Annotated in this window: 14 protein-coding genes; 7 read left to right on the forward strand and 7 right to left on the reverse strand. The window is 68.4% G+C overall.

Translation table 11 applies throughout. The annotated features are described in order from the left end of the window. Positions 1-6: 6 nt before the first annotated feature. Positions 7-3,990: a phosphoribosylformylglycinamidine synthase gene (gene purL / locus ASF43_RS18415; protein WP_056184070.1), complete on the reverse strand. Its 3,984-nt coding sequence runs from the start codon at positions 3,988-3,990 to the stop codon at positions 7-9. Positions 3,991-4,130: 140 nt separating this feature from the next. Here purL and map point away from each other — a divergent pair, with 140 nt between their 5' ends. From map to ASF43_RS18430, 3 genes are read left to right on the forward strand one after another with little or no spacing between them, the layout of a single operon-like run. After that, the gene (map, locus tag ASF43_RS18420; RefSeq protein WP_056184071.1) at positions 4,131-4,973 is read left to right on the forward strand and encodes a type I methionyl aminopeptidase; all 843 of its coding nucleotides are present in this window, start codon (positions 4,131-4,133) and stop codon (positions 4,971-4,973) included. Continuing rightward, positions 4,970-7,633 carry a [protein-PII] uridylyltransferase gene (locus tag ASF43_RS18425; RefSeq protein WP_082497960.1) on the forward strand — a complete coding sequence of 888 codons (2,664 nt, stop codon included), beginning with the start codon at positions 4,970-4,972 and terminating at the stop codon, positions 7,631-7,633. The genes map and ASF43_RS18425 overlap by 4 nt, the downstream gene beginning before the upstream one ends. Before the next feature lie 5 nt (positions 7,634-7,638). Further along, entirely contained in the window at positions 7,639-8,652 is a 1,014-nt protein-coding gene (locus ASF43_RS18430) for a formylglycine-generating enzyme family protein (protein WP_056184073.1), read from the forward strand. A 3-nt stretch (positions 8,653-8,655) separates the two neighbouring features. Here the strand turns inward: ASF43_RS18430 and ASF43_RS18435 are convergent, their stop codons facing one another. Continuing rightward, on the reverse strand, positions 8,656-9,315 hold the full coding sequence (locus ASF43_RS18435) for a GntR family transcriptional regulator (protein ID WP_056184075.1): 660 nt from the start codon (positions 9,313-9,315) through the stop codon (positions 8,656-8,658). A gap of 107 nt (positions 9,316-9,422) precedes the next feature. Between ASF43_RS18435 and ASF43_RS18440 the strand changes: the two genes are divergently transcribed. Genes ASF43_RS18440 through ASF43_RS18455 form a run of 4 tightly spaced genes read left to right on the forward strand, consistent with a single transcriptional unit; the run spans position 9,423 to position 13,283 of the window. Next, on the forward strand, positions 9,423-10,043 hold the full coding sequence (locus ASF43_RS18440) for a TRAP transporter small permease (protein WP_056184076.1): 621 nt from the start codon (positions 9,423-9,425) through the stop codon (positions 10,041-10,043). 1 nt (position 10,044) lies between these two features. Then, positions 10,045-11,310 (forward strand): TRAP transporter large permease, encoded by a 1,266-nt coding sequence (locus ASF43_RS18445; RefSeq protein WP_056184078.1) that lies wholly within the window; start codon positions 10,045-10,047, stop codon positions 11,308-11,310. Positions 11,311-11,341: 31 nt separating this feature from the next. Continuing rightward, complete coding sequence (locus ASF43_RS18450; RefSeq protein ID WP_056184079.1) at positions 11,342-12,328, forward strand: TRAP transporter substrate-binding protein; 987 nt, start codon at positions 11,342-11,344, stop codon at positions 12,326-12,328. A gap of 28 nt (positions 12,329-12,356) precedes the next feature. Beyond that, the gene (locus tag ASF43_RS18455) at positions 12,357-13,283 is read left to right on the forward strand and encodes a dihydrodipicolinate synthase family protein (protein WP_056184081.1); all 927 of its coding nucleotides are present in this window, start codon (positions 12,357-12,359) and stop codon (positions 13,281-13,283) included. An 18-nt stretch (positions 13,284-13,301) separates the two neighbouring features. On the opposite strand, the gene ASF43_RS18460 is transcribed toward ASF43_RS18455, so the two are convergent. The 5 genes from ASF43_RS18460 to ASF43_RS18475 form a co-directional block, all read right to left on the reverse strand. Further along, positions 13,302-13,847: a peptide deformylase gene (locus ASF43_RS18460; RefSeq protein WP_056184083.1), complete on the reverse strand. Its 546-nt coding sequence runs from the start codon at positions 13,845-13,847 to the stop codon at positions 13,302-13,304. A gap of 99 nt (positions 13,848-13,946) precedes the next feature. Next, entirely contained in the window at positions 13,947-14,120 is a 174-nt protein-coding gene (locus ASF43_RS30835) for a hypothetical protein (protein WP_156373407.1), read from the reverse strand. Then, the gene (locus tag ASF43_RS18465) at positions 14,113-14,403 is read right to left on the reverse strand and encodes a nucleotidyltransferase family protein (RefSeq protein ID WP_082497961.1); all 291 of its coding nucleotides are present in this window, start codon (positions 14,401-14,403) and stop codon (positions 14,113-14,115) included. The genes ASF43_RS30835 and ASF43_RS18465 overlap by 8 nt, the downstream gene beginning before the upstream one ends. Before the next feature lie 6 nt (positions 14,404-14,409). Then, positions 14,410-16,446 (reverse strand): NAD-dependent DNA ligase LigA, encoded by a 2,037-nt coding sequence (gene ligA / locus ASF43_RS18470; protein WP_056184580.1) that lies wholly within the window; start codon positions 16,444-16,446, stop codon positions 14,410-14,412. 8 nt (positions 16,447-16,454) lie between these two features. Beyond that, positions 16,455-17,504 (reverse strand): cell division protein ZipA C-terminal FtsZ-binding domain-containing protein, encoded by a 1,050-nt coding sequence (locus tag ASF43_RS18475; RefSeq protein WP_056184086.1) that lies wholly within the window; start codon positions 17,502-17,504, stop codon positions 16,455-16,457.

The following is a 17,504-nucleotide window of genomic DNA, read 5'->3' on the forward strand; positions in this document are numbered from 1 at the left end:
TTCAGCTCAGCCCACCCAGCGCCGCGCGTTGTGCCAGATCTCCATCCAGGGGCTGGCCGCGCTCTTGTCGCCAGGTGTCCAGCTCATCTGGATGTTGCGGAACACGCGCTCGGGGTGCGGCATCATGGCCGTGAAGCGGCCGTCGGCCGTGGTCACCGCCGTCAGGCCGCCGGGGCTGCCGTTCGGGTTGGTCGGGTAGGCCTCGGTGGGCTGGCCCCGGTGGTCGGTGTAGCGCATGGCGGCAATCGCCCTGGCCGCATCGCCGCGCTGCGAGAAGTTGGCAAAGCCCTCGCCGTGCGCCACCGCGATCGGCAGCCGGCTGCCGGCCATGCCGTGGAAGAACAGGCTGGGCGAGGCCAGCACCTCCACCTGCGACAGCCGCGCCTCGAAACGCTCGCTGCGGTTGGTGGTGAAGCGCGGCCAGGCCTGCGCGCCCGGGATGATGTCGGCCAGCTCGGCGAACATCTGGCAGCCGTTGCACACGCCCAGGCCGAAGGTGTCGCCCCGGCCGAAGAAGGCCTGGAACTGCGCCGCCAGCTGCGGGTGGAAGGTGATGGACCGCGCCCAGCCGATGCCCGCGCCCAGCGTGTCGCCGTAGCTGAAGCCGCCGCAGGCCACCAGGCCCTGGAACTGCGCCAGGTCCATGCGGCCGGTCTGCAGGTCGGTCATGTGCACGTCGAAGGCCTCGAAGCCGGCCTGCGTGAAGGCCCAGGCCATTTCCACATGCGAGTTCACACCCTGCTCGCGCAGCACAGCCACCTTGGGGCGGCTCTTGAGCAGGGCTGGTGCCACGGCGGTCGTCGGCGTGAACGTCAGCGCCACGTGCAGGCCGGTGTCCTCGGGCGCGCCGCAGGCGGCGTGCTCGGCGTCCGCACCGGCCGGGTTGTCGCGCTGCTGGCAGATCTTCCAGCTAACGCTGTCCCAGACCTGGTGCAGGTCGGCCAGCGGCGCGCTGAACACGGCCCTTGTGTCGCGCCAGACCTGGATCTCGCCCACGCCCGCGTCGATCGCTCCGCCGGCGGGCCGCGTCTTGCCGATGAAATGGCTGTGCTTGGACAGGCCGTGCGTGCGCAGCACCTGCATCACCTCGTTGCGCTCGCTGGTGCGCACCTGCAGCACCACGCCCAGCTCCTCGTTGAACAAGGCCTTGAGTGTCAGTTCCTCGCGCCGGGCCGAGACCTGGCTGGCCCAGTTCTTTGCGTCGCCGTACTCGGCACGGCTGTCGCTGATGCCGTCGCCTTCGGTGACCAGCATGTCCACGTTCAGCGCCACGCCGACATGGCCGGCGAAGGCCATTTCACAGACGGTGGCGAGCAGGCCGCCGTCGCTGCGGTCGTGGTAGGCCAGGATGCGGCCCTGGCTGCGCAACTCGTTCACCGCGGCGACCAGCGCCACGAGGTCCTTGGGGTCGTCCAGGTCCGGCGCCACATCGCCCACCTGGCCCAGCGTCTGCGCCAGGATGCTGCCGCCCATGCGGTGCTGGCCACGGCCCAGGTCAATGAGCACCAGCGTGCTGTCGGCTTCGGTCGCATCGAGTTGCGGTGTCAGCGTCCCGCGCACGTCGGCCAGCGTGGCGAAGGCCGTGACGATCAGGCTGACCGGCGAGCTGACCTGCTTGGCCTGGCCTGCATCGGACCACTGGGTGCGCATGGACAACGAATCCTTGCCGACCGGCACCGAGATGCCGAGTGCGGGGCACAGCTCCATGCCCACGGCCTTCACCGTGGCATACAGTGCGGCGTCTTCGCCGGGCTGGCCGCAGGCGGCCATCCAGTTGGCCGACAGCTTCACGCGCGGCAGTTCGATCGGCGCGGCCAGCAGGTTGGTGATGGCTTCTGCGACCGCCATGCGGCCCGAGGCTGGCGCGTCGATCACGGCCAGGGGCGTGCGCTCGCCCAGGCTCATGGCCTCGCCTGCGAAGCCTGCGTAGTCGGCCAGCGTCACGGCGCAGTCGGCCACCGGCACCTGCCACGGGCCGACCATCTGGTCGCGGTGCGACAGGCCGCCCACGGTGCGGTCGCCGATGGTGATCAGGAAGCGCTTGGACGCGACCGTCGGGTGCGCCAGCACGTCGATCACGGCCTGTTGCAGCGTCGCGTCGTTCAGGTCCAGCGGCGCGAACTGGCGCGCCACGGACTGCACATCGCGGTGCATCTTGGGCGGCTTGCCGAGCAGCACTTCCATGGGCATGTCGACCGGCGCGTCCTCGGCCGCCAGCACCAGCTGGCGCTCTTCGGTGGCGCGGCCGACCACGGCGAACGGGCAGCGCTCGCGGGCGCAGAACGCCGAGAAGCGCTCCAGCGACTCGGGTGCGATCGCCAGGACATAGCGCTCCTGGCTCTCGTTGCACCAGATTTCCTTGGGCGCCATGCCCGACTCTTCCAGCGGCACGGCCGACAGCTCGAAGCGGGCGCCGCGACCGGCGTCGTTGGTCAGCTCCGGGAAGGCGTTGGAGAGGCCGCCCGCACCCACGTCATGGATCGCCAGGATGGGGTTCTCCGCGCCGAGCTGCCAGCAGCGGTTGATGACCTCCTGCGCGCGGCGCTCGATCTCGGGGTTGCCGCGCTGTACGGAGTCGAAGTCCAGCTCCGCCGCGTTCGCGCCCGTCGCCATGGAGCTGGCCGCGCTGCCGCCCATGCCGATGCGCATGCCGGGGCCGCCGAGCTGGATCAGCAACGCGCCGGCCGGGAACTGGATCTTCCTGGTCTGGTCGGCCGCGATGGCACCCAGGCCGCCCGCGATCATGATGGGCTTGTGGTAGCCGCGGCGCAGGCTGTCCACGTCGGAGGGGGCGGTCTGCTCGTATTCGCGGAAGTAGCCCAGCAGGTTGGGCCGGCCGAACTCGTTGTTGAAGGCCGCGCCACCCAGCGGACCCTCGGTCATGATCTGCAGCGGGCTGGCGATGTGCTCGGGCTTGCCATACGCGTCATCACCCTCGGCAGGCCAGAGCTTGGAGACGGTGAAGCCGGTCAGCCCGGCCTTGGGCCTGGAGCCGCGGCCCGTCGCGCCCTCGTCGCGGATCTCGCCGCCCGCGCCCGTGGACGCCCCCGGGAAGGGCGAGATCGCCGTCGGGTGGTTGTGCGTCTCCACCTTCATGAGCACATGGTGCAGCGCGCTCTGGCTGGCGTAAGCCCCGCCCTCGCCCGGCACGAAGCGCTCGACCTGGCTGCCTTCCATCACGGAGGCGTTGTCGGAGTAGGCGACCACCGTGTGCTGCGGCGCCAGCTGGTGCGTGTTGCGGATCATGCCGAACAGGCTCAGCGCCTGGTCCTCGCCGTCGATGGTGAACCTGGCGTTGAAGATCTTGTGCCGGCAATGCTCGCTGTTGGCCTGCGCGAACATCATGAGTTCCACGTCGGTCGGGTTGCGCTTGAGCTTGGTGAAAGCATCCAGCAGGTAATCGATCTCGTCGGTGGCCAGCGCCAGGCCGAATTCCTTGTTGGCCGATTCCAGCGCGCCGCGCCCGCCGCCCAGCACGTCGATCCGCGCCATGGGGGCAGCCTGCAGCGTGGCGAACAGGCGCTCGGCCTGCTGGCGGTCGGCCAGCACGCTCTCGGTCATGCGGTCGTGCAGCAGCGCGGCCACGGCCTGCAGCTGCTCGGGGCCCAGGGCGGGCTTGCCGCCCAGCAAGCCGCTTTTGAGCACCAGCCGGTATTCGGTGATGCGCTCGATGCGGCGCACGGGCAGGCCGCAGTTGTGGGCGATGTCGGTCGCCTTGGAGGCCCAGGGCGAGACCGTGCCCAGGCGCGGCGTGACGACCAGCGCCGGCCCGTCCTGCGGGCCGCTGTAGGGATCGCCGTAGTCCAGCAGCGCACCCAGGCGCTGGGCCGCCGCAGCATCCAGCGGCGCATCGGCCAGCACCAGGTGCACATGGCGGGCAGCCAGCCCGGTGATCTTCTCGTGGACCGCCTGCAGGCGGGGAAGCAGTTGCTGGACGCGGAAGTCGCTCAGGGCGTTACCGCCTTCGAGCTGGATCAGGTGCGAGGTCACGTTGGGCGGCCTGTGGGTGGTGGCGGGTGGCGCCCCTGACAACCGCTGAATGGGGCTGCCCGGCGCCGCCCGGAAGCGGAAAAGTCGGCAATTTTAGCGACGGCTTCCCATGGAAAACCCGAGTGGGATAATTCCGCACCATGAGCATCACCATCAAAGACGCCGCCGGCATCGCTGGCATGCGCGAGGCCTGCCGGCTGGCCTCCGAAGTGCTGGACTACCTGACCCCCCACGTCGCAGCCGGTGTGACGACCAAGGAAATCGACCGCCTGGCCCATGCCTACATGGTCGACGTGCAGGGCACGCGTTCGGCCACGGTGGGCTACCAGCCGCCCGGCTACCCGCCCTACCCGGCTTCGCTGTGCACTTCGCTCAACCACGTGGTCTGCCACGGCATCCCGAACGAGAAGCCGCTCAAGAAGGGCGACATCATGAACATCGATGTCACCGTGATCACCAAGGACGGCTGGTTCGGCGACAACAGCCGCATGTACATCATCGGCGAAGGCTCCATCGCGGCCAGGCGCCTGGTGTCCGTCACCTACGACGCCATGTGGCACGGCATCGTGAAGGTCAAGCCCGGCGCCCGGCTGGGCGACATCGGCCACGCCATCCAGAAGTTCGCCGAGAGCCAGGGCTTCTCGGTGGTGCGCGAGTTCTGCGGCCACGGCATCGGCAAGGTCTTCCATGAAGAGCCGCAGGTGCTGCATTACGGCCGGCCCGGCACGCTGGAAGAGCTCAAGCCCGGCATGACCTTCACCATCGAGCCCATGATCAACGCCGGCCGGCGCGAAATCAAGGACGGCCCCGAGAAGGACGGCTGGACCATCGTCACCAAGGACCATTCCCTGTCCGCCCAATGGGAGCACACGGTGCTGGTCACCGAGACCGGCTACGAAGTGTTGACCCTGTCGGCCGGCAGCCTGGCCCCTCCGGCCTTCGTTCAGGCCCTGGCTCAACCCACCCCGGCCGTCGCAGCTTGAGCAGCCTGCCCGCCGTCGACCAGGCCGCGCCGCTAGCCGCGCCGCTCGAGCTGCCTGCGCTGCGCGCCCAGTACCAGCAGCGCAAGTCCGAGCTGCTCAAGACCGTGCGCGATTCCGGCGCCAGCACGCGCGGCGTGCACGCCACGCTGCAGAGCCTGGCCCGGCTGGCCGACGACGCGCTGCGCACGCTGTGGGAGCGCGCCGGCTTCGACAACACCTTCGCCTTGATCGCGGTGGGCGGCTTCGGTCGCGGCGAATTGTTCCCCTACTCGGATGTGGACGTGCTGCTGATGCTGCCCGACGGCGATTCGCCCGAGCAATCGCCAGCGCTGAAGTCGCGCATCGAAGGCTTCATCGGCAGCTGCTGGGACGCCGGCCTGGAAATCGGCTCGTCGGTGCGCAACATCAAGGAATGCCTGGCCGAGGCCGAGAAAGACGTGACCGTGCAGACCTCGCTGCTCGAATCGCGCCTGGTCGCCGGCAGCACCGGCCTGTACGCCCTGTTCGGCAAGCAGCTGCAAAGGGCCATGGACCCGCGCGCCTTTCTGGTCGCCAAGACGCTGGAAATGCGCCAGCGCCACAACAAGTTCGAGAACACGCCGTATTCGCTGGAGCCCAACTGCAAGGAATCGCCGGGCGGCCTGCGCGACCTGCAGCTGCTCCTGTGGATCACCAAGGCCGCAGGCCTGGGCAGGAGCTGGGACGAACTCGTGCGCACCGGCCTGGCCACGGCGCTCGAAGTGCGGCAGATCAAGCGCAACGAGGCCTTGCTGAGCCTGATCCGCGCACGCCTGCACCTGATCGCAGGCCGGCGCGAAGACCGCCTGGTGTTCGACCTGCAGACGGCCGTGGCCGAGTCCTTCGGCTACCGGTCCGAAGCGTCCGACGGCTCCATGGCCCTGGTGCGCGCCAGCGAGCAGCTCATGCGCCGCTACTACTGGGCGGCCAAGGCCGTGGCCCAGCTGAACCAGATCCTGATGCTCAACATCGAGGAGCGGCTGAACCCTTCCACGCATGCGCTGCGGCCGATCAACGAGCGCTTTTATGAGAAGGCCGGGATGATCGAGGTGGCCAGCGACGACCTGTACCACCGGCATCCGCACGCCATCCTCGAAACCTTTTTGCTGTTCGAGAGCACGGTCGGCATCCGCGGCCTGTCGGCCCGCACGCTGCGCGCGCTGTACAACGCGCGCGGCCTCATGACGGCGCGCTTTCGCAACGACCCGGTCAACCGCGAGACCTTCCGCCGCATCCTGCAGCAGCCGGCCGGCATCACGCACGCCATGCGGCTGATGAACCAGACCTCGGTGCTGGGCCGCTACCTGTGGGTGTTTCGCAAGATCGTGGGGCAGATGCAGCACGACCTGTTCCACGTCTACACCGTGGACCAGCACATCCTGATGGTGCTGCGCAACGTGCGCCGCTTCTTCATGGCCGAGCATGCGCACGAGTACCCCTCGTGCTCGCAGCTCGCCGCGGGCTGGGACAAGCCCTGGATCCTCTACATCGCCGCGCTGTTCCACGACATCGCCAAGGGCCGCGGCGGCGACCATTCCGAAGTCGGCGCGCGCGACGTGCGGCGCTTTTGCCTGCTGCACGGCATCGACCGGCAGGACAGCAAGCTCATCGAATTCCTGGTCGCCGAGCACCTCACGCTGTCGCGCATCGCGCAAAAGGCCGACCTGTCGGACCCCGACGTGATCAACGCCTTCGCCAAGCGCGTGGGCAACGAGCGCTACCTGACAGCCCTGTACCTGCTGACGGTGGCCGACATCCGTGGCACCTCGCCCAAGGTCTGGAACGCGTGGAAGGGCAAGCTGCTCGAGGACCTGTTCCGCTACACGCTGCGCGCGCTGGGCGGCCGTGCCCCCGACCCGGACGCCGAGATCGAAGCGCGCAAGCGCGAGGCGCTGGTGCTGCTGGCCCTGCATGCCGAGCCCTTCGAGTCGCACAAGGTGCTGTGGGACACCCTGGACGTCAGCTACTTCATGCGCCACGACGCCGCCGACATCGCCTGGCACGCGCGCCAGCTCGCGCGCCACGTGCGGCCCGGCCAGATGCCCGACGGCCTGGAAGACCGGCCCTCGGCGATCGTGCGTGCACGCCAGTCGCCGGTGGGCGAAGGCCTGCAGGTGATGGTCTACACAGCCGACCGCTCCGACCTGTTCGCGCGCATCTGCGGCTACTTCGACCAGGGCGGCTTCTCCATCGTCGACGCCAAGGTGCACACGGCCAAGAACGGCTTCGCGCTGGACACGTTCCAGGTGGTCACCTCGATGCTGCCCGAGCACTACCGCGAGCTGACCAGCATGGTCGAGGCCGACCTGCTGCTGGCGCTGCAAGCCGACGGCCCGCTGCCCGCGCCTGGCCGCGGCCGCGTGTCGCGCCGCGTCAAGAGCTTCCCGATCGCGCCGCGCGTGGACCTGCAGCCCGACGACAAGGCCCAGCGCTGGCTGCTCGGCATCTCGGCCAGCGACCGGCCCGGCCTGTTGTACCTGGTGGCCCGCGTGCTGGCGCACCACGACATCAGCGTGCAGCTGGCCAAGGTGACGACCCTGGGCGAGCGCGTGGAAGATACCTTCCTCGTGCATGGGCCTGCGCTGCAGCAGAACCGCATGCAGATCGAGATCGAGACCGAGCTGCTCGAAGCACTGGCCTGAGCCGCATGCAGCGCCACGCTCTGGCGACAGGCTGGCGCACCATGTGCGCGGCGGGCCTGCTGCTCGCGGGCTGTGCCGCACCCGCCCCCCCGATGGCCGCCCCCGGCGACGTGGTCGTCAACACCCTGGGCATGCGCCTGGTCCTCGTGCCCGCCGGCAGTTTCTCCATGGGCAGCGCCGTGCCCTTCGAGACGCTGCAGCGTCTGTATCCCGCGGTCGAGCCCGAGCGCCTGAGGGATCTGGCCGACGAGGCACCGGTGCACGAGGTCCGCATCATGCGGCCGTTCTACATGGCGCAGCACGAGCTCACGGTCGGCCAGTTTGCTGCGTTCCTGCAGCGCTCCGGCCATGTGCCCGAATCCATCGCCGACGGGACCGGAGGCTATGGCTACAACCCCGCCCACCCGGCGCCCACCAGCGCGGGCGGCGATGCGTTCGAAGGCCGCGATCCACGCTATTCATGGCGCAACCCAGGCTTCGCGCAGGGCCCGGACCACCCGGTCGTCAATGTCACCTGGCACGACGCACAGGCCCTGGCGCTCTGGCTGTCGCGCCAGGAGGGCCGCCGCTACCGCCTGCCGACCGAGGCCGAATGGGAATACGCCTGCAGGGCCGGCGACACCCGCCAGCACCCCGTGCCGGACGCGCTGCGCGGCCAGGCCAATGTGTTCGACCGCGATGCCGCCGTGCTGTGGCCGCAGTGGCAACCGCAGGCGTCCCCGTTCCACGATGGTTTCGTCTTCACGGCGCCGGTGGGTACGTTCGCGCCGAACGGCTTCGGGCTGCACGACATGCTGGGCAATGTGTGGGAATGGACGGCAGACTGGTACGCACCGGACGCCTATGCCCGCATGCCGCAAACCGACCCGCAAGGGCCCGAGGACGGCGGCGTCAAGGTGCGGCGCGGGGGCTCGTGGCACACCTGGCCGCTGTACGCGCGCTGCAGCTACCGGAACTGGAACGCACCGACCACGCGCTACACGCTGGTGGGCATCCGCCTGGTGCTCGAAGCCCCCTGACGCTCAGTTGTCGATCACGCGCCGCGTGAAGGCTTCCAGATAGTCCATCAGCGCGTCCGCGCCCTGCACCGCCTCGACTTCGCGGCCGTTGGCGATGCCGGCGGCCAGCAGCGCGTGGCAACGCGCACCCTCCTTGATCTCACCCGCGTGCTGGTAGGCGTACCAGAAGCGCCGGCACTGCGTGACCAGCGGCACCACGGCCGTGACGGCCGAGGTGTTGCGGCATGCCGCGTGGTTTGCCACGTCGAGGTCGTGGTCGGCGCGCATGTAGGCCTTGAGGTCGTCGCGTGCGGCGGCGGCCACCATGCGGTCGGCGCCCTCGACGATCAGTTGCCGCTCGGCGGCGTTGGCGCGGCGCGCCGAGCACGAGGCGATCACGCGCTCGAGCACCCGCCGCGTGAGGATGGCATCGAGGTGGTTGGCCAGGTCGATCGGCGAGACGAGCAGGCCGCGCCGGGGTTGCTGCACGATCAGGCCGATGGACATCAGCCGCATGAGCGCCTCGCGCACGGGTGTGCGGCCGATTCCGACGCGCTCGGAGATCTCGGCCTCCACGATCGGGCTGCCGGGCGGCAGGCCCATGGTGGAGATCATGGCCTCGATGGCGTCGAAGGCAATGTCGGCGTCGCGCCGCCTGGGCGCGGGGGCCTTCTTCTGGGTCACGGCGTCGGTTCCTCGGGTAAGCACGGGTGCGAAATCGTGGCACCCAACTTGCTTTGAACTCTAGCATACGGCTAATATATTTAAAATATTCTCAAGGAATACCCAAGATGCAGCACGATGCCCCATGGCGGCGCGGCAGGTTGTCCACTCTGGTGCTCGACGCCTCTGGCGTCGTGCTGCGTGTGGAGCGCCAGCTGATCCTGTGGCTGATGGCGCTGCTGCTGGTGCTGATCCTCGTGAACGTGGTCACGCGCTACACCGGCATGCCGATTTACTGGATCGACGAGGCGGCCGTGTACTCCGTCGTGTGGCTTACCTTCGTCGGCGGCTCGGCGATGACGCGGCTGCGCATGGATTTCGCCGTGACGCTGCTGACCGAGAAGCTGGGCGCGCGGCTGGCGCGCGGGTTCAAGCTCCTCGCGGGGTTCGGCGTGCTGTTCTTCGGCCTGGCCATGCTGGTGATGTGCTGGCTCTGGATGGACCCGATCGGCATTGCACGCGCAGGGTTCGACGCGAAGGAGTTCGCCGGCAGCTCGTTCAACTTCCTCTACACCGAGCGCACGCAGACGCTGAACTGGCCGACCTGGCTGCTGCAGACCATCCTGCCGCTGTTCTCCGCCACGCTGAGCCTGCACGCCGCGGCCAACCTGATCGAGGACATCGGCTGGCAGCCCAGGCGCCGGCACAGCGGCTTCCCCGCATCCGATGCCGACGCGGTGGTGAACTGAGATGCTGACCACCCTCTTCTTCCTGGCCATCATGTTTGTCGGCGTGCCGATCGGCATCTGCCTGTGCCTGGCCGGCATGTTCTACATCTGGGACAGCCACAACCCGCTCTTGTTCCAGTCCTTCCCGATGCAAATGTTCGGCGGGGTCGACAGCTACGGACTGATCGCCATCCCGCTCTTCATCCTGATCGGCGAGATCATGAACGGCGGCGGCATCACGCGCCGCCTGGTGGAGCTGGCCATGGCCTTCGTCGGCTCGGTCAAGGGTGGCCTGGCCTACGTGAACATCCTGGCCAATGCACTGGTCTCGTCCATCATCGGCTCGGCCACGGCGCAGGTGGCCATCATGTCGCAGATCATGGTGCCGGAGATGGAAAAGAAGGGCTACGACAAGACCTTCGCGGCCGGGCTCACGGTGTATGGCGGCATGCTGGGGCCGATCATTCCGCCGTCGGTGATGTTCGTGGTCTACAGCGTGCTGGCCCAGGTGGCGGTGGGCGACATGCTGATCGCCGGCATCCTGCCCGGCATCCTGCTCACGGTGCTGTTCTTCGTCGTCATCGCGCTGATGGGGTTGATCTACGAGTACCCACGCAGCGAACGGCAGAGCCTGCGCCAGCGCGCCAGGTCCGTGCTGGTGTCCAGCCCCACGCTGCTGATCCCCATCGTGATCGTGGGCTCCATCCTGAGCGGCATGGCCAATCCCACCGAGTCGGCGGCCGTCGGGGCGGTGGCCTCGGCGCTGGTGGGCCGCTACATCACCAAGGAGTTCCGCTTCAGCCAGATCCCCGAGATGCTGGTGCGCTCGGGCATCTACTCGGCCATCGTGCTGTTCCTGGTGGCGGCGGCGGCCGTGTTCTCGTGGATCCTGATCTTCGGCAAGGTGCCGCAGGCCACGGCGGTGTGGATCCAGACGGTGGCCAAAGACCCGATCACCTTCATGCTGATGACCAACGTGATCCTGCTGGTGATCGGCACCGTGATCGACGGCATTCCGGGACTGATCATGACCGTGCCCATCCTGCTGCCGATCGCCACCGAGGTCTATGGCATCGACCCGCGCCACTTCGGCGTGGTGGTGGTGGTGAACCTGGTGCTGGGCCTGATGTCGCCCCCCGTGGGGCTGAGCTTCTTCGTCGCCGCAGCGGTGACCGGTGCCAAGCCCGGAAAGATGTTCATCGTGACGCTGCCGTTCTTCCTGATCTGCTGCGTGGCGCTGGTGCTGCTCTCCATCTTCCCCTGGCTGTCGCTCGGCCTCCTCAAGTAGTTTCCTTCACCCCTCCCCCGGAGTCTTCGCCATGACTGTTTCCCGCCGCTCTTTCGTCGCCGGCAGCGCCGCTGCCGCATCGCTCGCGTTCAGCCCCGTGCTGCGCGCGCAAACCAAGGAGTTCCGCATCGGCCTGATCACGCCGGCCGGCCACTCGTGGAACCGTGCCGCCACGGCCTTCGGCGAGGCGCTGAAGAAGGAAAGCGGCGGCCGTTTCTCGGTCACGGTGTTCCATTCGGGCCAGCTCGGCAACGAGTCGGCCATGATGCAGCAGCTGCAGTCCGGCGCGCTCGACATGGGCTGGATCCAGGCCGCAGAACTCGGCTCGCGCGTGTCCACTGTGGCGGCGATCAACGCGCCCTACCTCGTGCGCTCCACGGCCAGCGTGGCCAAGCTGGTCAAAACGCCGGCCGCACTCAAGCTCTTGGAAGTGCTGCCGCGTGAGACCGGCTGCATCGGCCTGGGCTGGGGCATCACGGGCATGCGCTCGGTGTTCTCGACCAAGGACCTGAACAGCTCGGCCGACCTCAAGGGACTGAAGCTGCGCATCAACCCTACGCCGGTCTACCGCGACTTCTACCAGTCCATGGGCGCCGCGCCCACGCCCATCCCCACGCCGCAGGTGTTCGACGCCATGGCCAATGGCCAGGTCGATGCGCTGGAGGCCGACATCGAGTTCTCGTGGAATGCGCGCTTCGACAAGGTGTCCAAGGTGATCCTGCAGATGAACGCGCTGTTCATGCCGTTCGCGCCGCTGGTCTCGGGCCGCGTCTGGGCCGCGCTGCCGGACAAGGACAAGGAACTGATCCGCGAGCAGGTCGCCAAGTCGCTGGACGCGCAGATTGCCGAGATCGCCAGCACCGAGCCCGGCCTGATCGAGAAATTCAAGGCCAGCGGCATCGCGATGAAGACCGAGCCGGCCGCCAATGTGGAAGCCAGCATCAAGGCCTTCGACGCGCTGTGGCTGCCCAAGGCGCCGGCCATCGCCGAGCTGCGCAAGACCGGCGCCACCCTGTAACTTTTCTTCACCACCAACGAGGCAAACCATGAGCCCCAAAGTCAATTGGCAGGGCGTGTTCCCCGCCGTCACCACCCAGTTCCGCGAAGACATGTCGGTCGACGTGGACGCCACCGCCAAGGTCATGGACGCACTGATTGCCGACGGCGTCTCAGGCCTGATCGTCTGCGGCACGGTGGGCGAAAACTGCTCGCTGAGCACGAAGGAAAAGATCTCCATCATGGAAGCGGGCCGCGCCGTGGCCAAGGGCCGCGTGCCCGTGATCTGCGGCATCGCCGAGTTCACGACGGCCTTCGCCTGCGAGACGGCCAAGGAAGCGGCCCGCATCGGCGTGGACGGCATCATGGTCATGCCGGCGCTGCTCTACTCGTCCAAGCCGCACGAGACGGCGGCGCACTTTCGCACCGTGTCCAAGGCCACCGACCTGCCGGTGATGGTCTACAACAACCCGCCGATCTACAAGAACGACGTGACGCCGGACATCCTGGCCACGCTGGCCGATTGCGAGACCATCGTCTGCTTCAAGGACAGCTCGGGCGACACGCGCCGCTTCATCGACACACGCAACATGGTCGGCGACCGCTTCGTGCTGTTTGCCGGCCTGGACGACGTGGTGGTCGAGAGCGTGGCCATGGGCGCGGTGGGCTGGGTCTCAGGTATCTCCAACGCGTTCCCGAAGGAAGGCGAGACCCTGTTCCGGCTGGCCAAGGCAGGTCGTTTCGAGGAGCTGATGCCGCTCTACGAATGGCTGATGCCGATCCTGCACCTGGATGCGCGGCCGGACCTGGTGCAGTGCATCAAGCTGTGCGAACACATCCTGGGCCGCGGCACCTACCGCACCCGCCCGCCGCGGCTGGAGCTGCCGCCCGCCGACAAGCAGCACGTGGAAACCATCATGAAGAAGGCGCTCGCCAACCGGCCGGTGCTGCCGGACGTGGGCATTACGGGGCGTTGAGCGCCAGGCCGCCCCGGCTCAGTCGTCCTCGTTGGCGGCGATGCCGGGGAACAGCACCTCGGTGAAGCCGAACTTCGTGAAGTCGCGCACCCGCATCGGGTAGAGCTTGCCGATCAGGTGGTCGCACTCGTGCTGGACGACACGGGCATGGAAGCCTTCCACCGTGCGGTCGATGGCGTCGCCATACTGATCGAAGCCGGTGTAGCGGATCTTCAAGAAGCGCGGCACCACGCCCCGCAGGCCGGGCACGGACAGGCAACCCTCCCAATCCTCTTCTTGCGCATCGCCCAAGGGCGTGATGACCGGGTTGCACAACACGGTGACCGGCACGATGGGCCGATCCGGGTAGCGCGGGTTGGGGTCGTTGCTGCCGAAGATCACCAGTTGCAGATCGACCCCGATCTGCGGCGCTGCCAGGCCGGCGCCGTTGACGGCATGCATGGTGTCGAACAGGTCGGAGACGAGCAGGTGCAGCGCGTCGGAGTCGAAGGACTCGCTGGACACGGGCTGCGCGACGCGCAGCAGGCGCGGGTCGCCCATCTTCAGGATGTCGCGGACGGTCAATTCAAATTCTCCCGGCGCGTTGGACGCGACTTCAGTCTGGTTTCTTGATGCTCAGAACATGCCGAGACAGGTGCATGCGCTGGTAGGCGGATGGGCAGCTCAGGGGAGGACATCCGGGTCCATGGGCTTGCCGCTGTGCATGTCTTCCCTCGCCACCCGTGTGATCTCGACCAGAGTCGCGGCGGTGTAGTTCACGCCTTCACCCAGTTCCAGTTGCACGCCGCCCGCTGCCATGGCCGCCTGCCAAGCCGCAGCGCGCTGCTGCTCAGACATGGATTGCGTCCCGCTCGACATGCGGGCGCAGCTCGGCGCGCAAGGCCTTGTCGGTCACCAGGTCGACGGATCGGCCCAGCAAATCTTCCAGGTAGAACATCAGGCCGAAATAGCGTTCTGCCGTGGCCGGGCCGTGGAAAGCCACGAGCACGTCCACATCGCTCTGCGCATGGGCCTCCCCGCGCACAAACGAGCCAAACAGCGCCAGATCGCGCACAGCAAACCGCTCGGCCAGAGCAGCCTTGTGTAGCGCGAGCAGTTGCAGGGCAGATGCGCAATCCATGAAAGATTATGTCGGCAGCTGTTCCAGCAAGGCCAGCATCCCCGCCTCATCCAGCACCGTGATGCCCAGCTGCTGCGCCTTTTCCAGCTTGCTGCCGGCCTCCTCGCCCGCCACCACGTAGTCGGTCTTCTTGGAGACGGAACCGGCCACCTTGGCACCCAGGGCTTCCAGCCGCTCCTTGGCCTCGTCGCGTGTGAGCGTGGGCAGCGTGCCGGTCAGCACGAAGGTCTTGCCGGCCAGGGGCTGCGGCGCGCGCTGGGCGGCCAGGCCTTCCGACTCGGGCCAGTGCACGCCAGCGGCGCGCAGCTGCTCCACCACCTCGCGGTTGTGCGGCTGCGCGAAGAAGGTGTGCAGGCTCGCCGCGACGATGGGGCCGACGTCGTTGACCTCCAGCAGTTGCTCAGGCGTCGCGTCCATGATGCTGTCGAGCTTGCCGAAGTGCTTGGCCAGGTCCTTGGCCGTGGATTCGCCGATGTGGCGAATGCCCAGCGCGTACAGGAAGCGGCCCAGCGTGGTGGTCTTGCTGTCCTCCAGCGCCTTGACCAGGTTGGCCGCGCTCTTGTCGGCCATGCGGTCCAGCGCCGCCAGCTTGGCCAGGCCCAGCGTATACAGCTCGGGCAAGGTGCGGATCAGGCCGCCGTCCACGAGCTGGTCGACCAGCTTATCGCCCAGGCCCTCGATGTCCATGGCGCGCCGGCCGGCGAAATGCAGCAGCGCCTGCTTGCGCTGCGCGGCGCAGAACAGGCCGCCCGAGCAGCGGTGGTTGACCTCTTCGCGCTCACGCACCACGGCGCTGCCGCAGACCGGGCACTGCCGGGGCATGCGGAAGTTGGGCACGTAGGCCTGGCGCTCGGCCGGCACCACGCCCACCACCTCGGGAATCACGTCGCCGGCCCGGCGCACGATCACGCGGTCGCCGATGCGCACGCGCTTGCGCCGCAGCTCGAAGAGGTTGTGCAGCGTGGCGTTGCTGACAGTGGTGCCGCCCACGAACACGGGCTCCAGCTTGGCCACGGGTGTCAACTTGCCGGTGCGGCCGACCTGGATCTCGATGTCGTTCAAGCGCGTGATCTGCTCCTGCGCCGGGTATTTGTGCGCCACGGCCCAGCGCGGCTCGCGCGACTTGAAGCCCAGCTGCGCCTGCAGCGCGCGGTCGTCCACCTTGTAGACCACGCCGTCGATGTCGAAGGGCAGGCTGTCGCGCGCGGCGGCGATCAGCGCATGGAAATCGGCCAGGCCCTGGGCGCCCTGCACCACCTGGCGGTCGGTGTTGACGGGCACGCCCATGGCGCCCAGCGCGTCCAGCATGGCCGAGTGCGTGGCCGGCAATTCCCAACCCTGCACGTCGCCCAGGCCGTAGGCAAAGAAGCTCAGCGGGCGCTGCATGGCGATGCCGGCGTCCAGCTGGCGCACCACACCGGCCGCGGCGTTGCGTGGGTTCACGAAGGTCTTGCCGCCGGCCTCGCGCTGGCGCTCGTTGAGCGATTCGAAATCGTCGCGCCGCATGAAGACCTCACCGCGCACCTCCAGCACCGGCGCGTTGCCATGCTTCAGGTACTGCGGGATGGCCTTGATGGTCCGAATGGTGTGCGTCACATCTTCACCCGTCTCACCATCGCCGCGCGTGGCGGCCTGCACCAGCACGCCCTGCTCGTAGCGCAGGTTGATGGCCAGTCCGTCGAACTTGAGCTCGGCGGCATAGGCCAGCGGCGGCGCGTCCTCGGGCAGCTTGAGCGCATTGCGCACGCTGGTGTCGAACTTGAGGGCGCCGGCCGGCGTGGTGTCGGTCTCGGTCTTGATCGACAGCATGGGCACGGCATGCGTGACTGGCTTGAGGCCCTGCAGCACGGCGCCGATCACGCGCTGCGTGGGCGAGTCGGGCGTGACGAGTTCCGGATGCGCAGCTTCCAGCGCTTCGAGCTGCTGGTAGATACGGTCGTACTCGGCGTCCGGCACTTCCGGGTCGTCCAGCACGTAGTAGCGGTGGGCGTAGCGCTGCAGCTGGGCCTTGAGCTGCTGGACCAGCGCCGCGTCGTCGGCCATGGCGGCGGTCAACTGAACAGGCGCCGCGCGAGCGCGGAGCCCGCCGACAGGTCGCGTGCGTCCAGCGTGTCGTAGAGCTGCTCGAGCTCGGAGCCGATCACGTCCATAGCCTCGCGCGCCAGCGGGCGGGCCGCATCGTCGGTGACCACGCCGTCCATGGCCTGGGCCAGGGCCGCGGCGGCCTCGCGCATGCGCACGAAGGGCTGCTCGGCGCGCTCGACCTGCGGCACGTCCAGCGTCAGCGTCACACTGCGCAGCGCGGATTGGTCCGGGTCCTCGGCCAGAGCCGCCTGGGCGTCAAAGCTCAGGCCCAGGATGGGCGGCATGCCGGGCGTGGCCGAGGGCAGCACCATGCGGCCCGGGATCAGGCCGGCCACGAAGCCCAGCCGCGCGGCGTTCTGGTGCAGGTAGCCCGGGCTCCAGGCCGCGTTCACGGCGCGCAGCGTGAAGCTCAGTTGCGCGTCGTGGCTGCTGGCGAACTGGTCCAGTTCGCGCGCCCGCGCCACTTCCTCGCGCATGTCGGGGAACTCCGGCGCGCCATTCATCGCATCGGCAAAGCCCTGCGCCTTCATGACGAACTCGGAAAACTCGATCTCGTTGAGCGCGCCCGTGCGGTTGGCCAGTTGCACGCCGGCCTGCAGGGCGTCGTAGCGCTGGCCGGCCACGGGCGTTTCCCACACCTGGGTCGTGCTGTTGCGGCCTTCGAGCGCGAAGGGCTTGCTGCCCACGCGGCGCGTGCTGGGCGTGGCGGCCAGCGCGGCGTCGCCGGAGACGGGCGTATCGATCGCAATGGGCGCGATCACGTCGATCAGCGGGTCCAGCCCGGACCGGCGGTCGGCCGGCAAGGGCATGGGCAAGGCGCCCAGCGCGTCGTCGAAACCGGGCTCGCGCCGCTCACCGTCCAGCGCGGGCGCAAGTGCAGGGGCGACGGAGTCGGCCGGCTCCGGGTCGGGCCGCCGGGGCGCGTTCCTGCGCGAAGACCAGGCGCTGTGCGCCACGATGGCGGCCAGCACGACGCCGCCCGCCACTGCCAAGCCGATCTGCAGCGTGCTGCTCAT

It is taken from the genome of Pseudorhodoferax sp. Leaf267, assembly GCF_001422405.1.
GTDB lineage: Bacteria > Pseudomonadota > Gammaproteobacteria > Burkholderiales > Burkholderiaceae_C > Pseudorhodoferax.

Bases quoted from the DNA above. Each gene is read 5' to 3' on its own strand.
- map (WP_056184071.1), top strand. From the start codon at position 4,131: ATGAGCATCACCATCAAAGACGCCGCCGGCATCGCTGGCATGCGCGAG.
- ASF43_RS18465 (WP_082497961.1), bottom strand. From the start codon at position 14,403: ATGGATTGCGCATCTGCCCTGCAACTGCTCGCGCTACACAAGGCTGCT.
- ASF43_RS18440 (WP_056184076.1), top strand. From the start codon at position 9,423: ATGCAGCACGATGCCCCATGGCGGCGCGGCAGGTTGTCCACTCTGGTG.
- ASF43_RS18455 (WP_056184081.1), top strand. From the start codon at position 12,357: ATGAGCCCCAAAGTCAATTGGCAGGGCGTGTTCCCCGCCGTCACCACC.
- ASF43_RS18430 (WP_056184073.1), top strand. From the start codon at position 7,639: ATGCAGCGCCACGCTCTGGCGACAGGCTGGCGCACCATGTGCGCGGCG.
- ASF43_RS18450 (WP_056184079.1), top strand. From the start codon at position 11,342: ATGACTGTTTCCCGCCGCTCTTTCGTCGCCGGCAGCGCCGCTGCCGCA.
- ASF43_RS18445 (WP_056184078.1), top strand. From the start codon at position 10,045: ATGCTGACCACCCTCTTCTTCCTGGCCATCATGTTTGTCGGCGTGCCG.
- ASF43_RS18475 (WP_056184086.1), bottom strand. From the start codon at position 17,504: ATGAGCAGCACGCTGCAGATCGGCTTGGCAGTGGCGGGCGGCGTCGTG.
- ligA (WP_056184580.1), bottom strand. From the start codon at position 16,446: ATGGCCGACGACGCGGCGCTGGTCCAGCAGCTCAAGGCCCAGCTGCAG.
- ASF43_RS30835 (WP_156373407.1), bottom strand. From the start codon at position 14,120: ATGTCTGAGCAGCAGCGCGCTGCGGCTTGGCAGGCGGCCATGGCAGCG.